This is a genomic window from Hydrogenivirga sp. 128-5-R1-1, from assembly GCF_000171895.1.
Genome location: NZ_ABHJ01000057.1, coordinates 1 through 4,003 on the forward strand (window position 1 = coordinate 1; position 4,003 = coordinate 4,003).

Annotated in this window: 3 protein-coding genes; 2 read left to right on the forward strand and 1 reads right to left on the reverse strand. The window is 33.0% G+C overall.

Going from position 1 to position 4,003, the window contains the following annotated elements:
• Both HG1285_RS05585 and purH read left to right on the forward strand, forming a co-directional pair.
• A partial coding sequence (locus HG1285_RS05585; protein ID WP_008288359.1) for an efflux RND transporter permease subunit occupies positions 1-922 on the forward strand: 922 nt, incomplete at its 5' end.
• A 69-nt stretch (positions 923-991) separates the two neighbouring features.
• Entirely contained in the window at positions 992-2,545 is a 1,554-nt protein-coding gene (gene purH / locus HG1285_RS05580) for a bifunctional phosphoribosylaminoimidazolecarboxamide formyltransferase/IMP cyclohydrolase (protein WP_008288360.1), read from the forward strand.
• Here the strand turns inward: purH and HG1285_RS05575 are convergent.
• On the reverse strand, positions 2,535-3,935 hold the full coding sequence (locus tag HG1285_RS05575; protein ID WP_008288361.1) for a sigma-54 dependent transcriptional regulator: 1,401 nt from the start codon (positions 3,933-3,935) through the stop codon (positions 2,535-2,537). The two genes, purH and HG1285_RS05575, sit on opposite strands and share 11 nt — an antisense overlap.
• Positions 3,936-4,003: the final 68 nt, after the last annotated feature.

The window sequence follows — 4,003 nt, forward strand, 5'->3', positions numbered from 1 at the left end:
TGGTTTAATTTACTCTGGTCATGATATAGAACCTACAAAAATTACTCTGCAGTTAGACCCTAAATACAAAACAGATATAGAAAATATACTTTCAATGAAAATACCTACTAAAAATGGAGGAGTTCCGCTTTCGTCTTTAGTTAAAATAGAGGAAAATACCACAGATAAAGATATTTATAGAAAAAACCTTCAACCTGTTGTTTATGTAGTTGCAAATGTAAATGATAGTGTAGGCAGTCCAGTTTATCCTATAATTGACCTTTGGGATAAAATTAAAAGTATAAAAACACCTTCTGGTGATAATCTTGAACTTCTTTTAACCCATCAGCCAGAGTTTACAGATAAATACTATCTAAAATGGGATGGAGAATGGCAGGTAACATATGAAACATTTAGAGATATGGGAATAGCTTTTGCAGTGGCTATTGTTGCTCTTTACATACTCCTTGTAGGCTGGTTCGGCTCATTTAGAATGCCTGCTGTAATAATGTCTCCAATCCTATTTACCCTTGTTGGTATAATTCCCGGACACTGGGTTATGGGAGCATTTTTCACTGCAACTTCTATGATTGGATTTATTGCCCTTGCAGGTATTATCCTTAGAAACTCTATACTTTTAGTACAGTTTGCTGAAGATAAGCTAAGGGAAGGATATTCTGTTGAAGAGGCTCTACTTGAAGCTGGGATTGTAAGAACAAGACCAATACTTTTAACTGCAGCCGCAATTGTTGTTGGAGCATTTGTTATCATATTTGACCCAATATTTAATGGGCTTGCAATATCCTTAATATTTGGTACTGTTGCATCAACGCTTATAACACTTGTGGTTGTTCCAGTTCTTTACTTTATGATAGAAAGAAAAAGAGCTCAAACCCTCTGTATGCCTCCAGCTGTACCTGTTGATGAAGGTAAAAAGCATTAATATTAGGGGGCTTTAAAAGCCCCTTTTATGTTAAAATTTTTCTCTAAAAACTTCTTCTTGAGGTAAAAAATGTCAAAAAGAGCTTTAATTTCAGTATCAAACAAAGAAGGTGTAGTAGAATTTGCAAAAGAGCTTGAAAAACTTGGATATGAAATTATTTCTTCTTCTGGAACTGCAAGGGTTTTAAGAGAAAGTGGAGTGAGAGTAGTAGAAGTTTCAGAAATTACAGGATTTCCAGAGATAATGGGAGGTAGAGTAAAAACATTACATCCTAAAATTCATGGTGGACTACTTGCTGTAAGAGATAACCCTGAATATATGCAGCAGCTTGAGAAATACAACATAAAACCGATAGATATAGTTGCCATAAATCTATACCCTTTTGAAGAAACTGTAAAAAAAGGGGCTGATTTAGATGAGATAATAGAAAATATAGATATTGGCGGACCTGCAATGGTAAGAGCTTCTGCCAAAAACCACAAATTTGTGACTATTATAGTTGACCCTGAAGATTATCAGCTTGTAATTGAAGAATTGAAGGAGCAAGGACAAACTACTCTTGAAACAAGAAGGAAGCTTGCACTTAAGGCATTCAGGCACACTGCAGTATATGACAGTATCATCTCAGAAGTTTTAAATGAAAAGTTTGAAATAAATGAAAAATTCCCACAGGAATATTCAATTCCTTTAAGAAGAAAAGAAATCTTAAGATACGGGGAAAACCCTCATCAGGAAGGTGCTTTGTATATAAAACCAACAGAGCAGGAAGGATTAAGAGTTGCTGAAAGTGAGATTTTACACGGCAAGCAGATGTCATTTAACAACTATCTTGATGTTGAAGGAGCTGTAAATCTTGCTAAAGAACTTGACTGTGAAGAAAATGTATGCGTAATAGTAAAACACAGCAACCCATGTGGTGTAGCAGTAAGGAAAACTCAAAAAGAAGCTTATTTACAGGCTTTAAAGGCAGATTCCAAGTCTGCTTTTGGCGGTATAGTTGCCTTTAATAAACCTTTAAATTTAGAAACTGCACAGGAACTAATTAATCTATTTTTGGAAGTTATAATAGCCCCTGAATTTGAAAAAGATGCTCTTGAGTTTTTGAAAGAAAAGAAAAAGAATTTAAGACTTGTAAAAATTAAGAACTTTAATAAAAAACCAAAAGGATTTGATTTTAGAAGAATATCAGGGGGGCTTCTTTTACAGGATAGGGATTTACAGCTTTACAAGGAATTAAAAGTTGTATCAAAAAGACAGCCGACAAAAGAAGAAATGGAAGATTTAATTTTTGCATTTAAAATTGTGAAACATGTTAAATCTAATTCTGTTGTGATAGCAAAAAATAAAGCAAGCGTAGGAATAGGACCAGGACAAACTTCAAGGGTTGACAGCCTTGAAACTGCTGTAAAAAAGGCAAGGGAGTTCAATTTACCTCTTGAAGGAAGTGTTCTTGCGTCTGAAGCATTTTTCCCATTTAGGGACAGCGTAGATGAGGCAGCGAAATATGGTATAAAAGCTATTATACAGCCAGGTGGTTCAATAAGAGATAAAGAAGTTATAGAAGCAGCAGATGAACACGGTATTGCAATGATATTTACAGGAATGAGGCACTTTAAGCATTAGTTTTCCTAAACTGGGAGGGGTCTACATTATACTTTTTTAATAGCTTTTGAAGTGATTGTCTTTCTATGTTGGCATATCTGGCAGCTTTTGAAACATTACCTTCTGCTAGTGTAAGTAGTATTCTTAAATAAGTATTCATAAATTGTCTCTGGTGTTTTTCTTTTGCTTTGTTGTAATCAAGGAAAAAAGTTTTTTCTATGTTTTCTTTAATTTCATTTGGTATGTGCTGTACATCTATATAATCTTCTGCAAATACACACATCTGGTTTATTATGTTGTTAAGCTGTCTAACATTTCCAGGCCAGTCATAATTAACTAAGATTTCTAAAGCTTGTGGCGTTATCCCTTTTATGTTCTTCCCAAATTTTCTATTAAACTGATTTATAAAATAAGACACTAACAGTAAAATATCATCTTTTCTCTCCCTGAGAGGAGGTATTTCAATTTTAAAAGTTTCAAGCCTAAAATATAAATCTTCTCTAAACTTTCCTTCTTTTACCATTTTTTCTAAATTTTTATTTGTAGCAGCTATAACCTTAACATCTACTTTTTTAGAAGTTGTATCACCAATCCTTCTAACTTCTTTTTCTTGTAAAAATCTAAGTAATTTTGCCTGGATATTTACAGGTATTTCACCAATTTCATCTAAGAAAACAGTTCCTCCATCAGCAAGTTCAAAAATCCCTTCCCTATCTACATCAGCACCTGTAAATGAGCCTTTTCTATATCCAAAAAATTCTGCTTCCATAATATCTGGAGAAATATTTGCACAGTTGATAGTTATAAATTTTTTCTCTTTTCTGGGAGAAAGTTCATGGATAGCTTTTGCAAATAGTTCTTTTCCGGTACCACTTTCTCCTGTAATTAATACGGTAAAGTCAAATGGAGCTATCTTTTTAATATTTTTCAATAAATCAAGCATTTTTGGATTCTGGGTAATTATATAATCTATCTCTGTTTTCTCTTTTATATTCTGTAATTCCTCTTTTAGTTTTATATTTTCCTGCATTAATTTTGATTTTTGTATGGCTTCTTCTATAATTTTCCAGACTTTAGGGTCGTTAAAATCAATTGGTTTTGTAAGGTAATGAAAAGCTCCTTTTTTCATACATTCAACAGCATTATTTATAGTTCCATAGGCTGTCATAATAACAAAGCTTGTAAATTTGTTGAATTTTCTAAGGTTTTCTAAGAATTCTTCTCCTGTCATTCCTGGCATTCTCATGTCAGAAAGCACCAAATCAAAAACTTCTGTTTCTAATTTTTTTAGACCTTCTTGTGGTTTGCTGGCTATATCAACAAAATAACCTTCGTCTTCTAAAATATCTTTAAAAGCATCAAGAATATCTTCTTCATCGTCTACTATTAATATTCTTCCTTTGTGTTCCAACTTATTCCTCCGTAATTGGAAGTTTATTGTGAAAGTTGTTCCATTTTATATCTACATAATTTCACCGC

Coding starts and splice junctions, on each gene's coding strand:
- purH (WP_008288360.1), top strand. CDS start 992: ATGTCAAAAAGAGCTTTAATTTCAGTATCAAACAAAGAAGGTGTAGTA.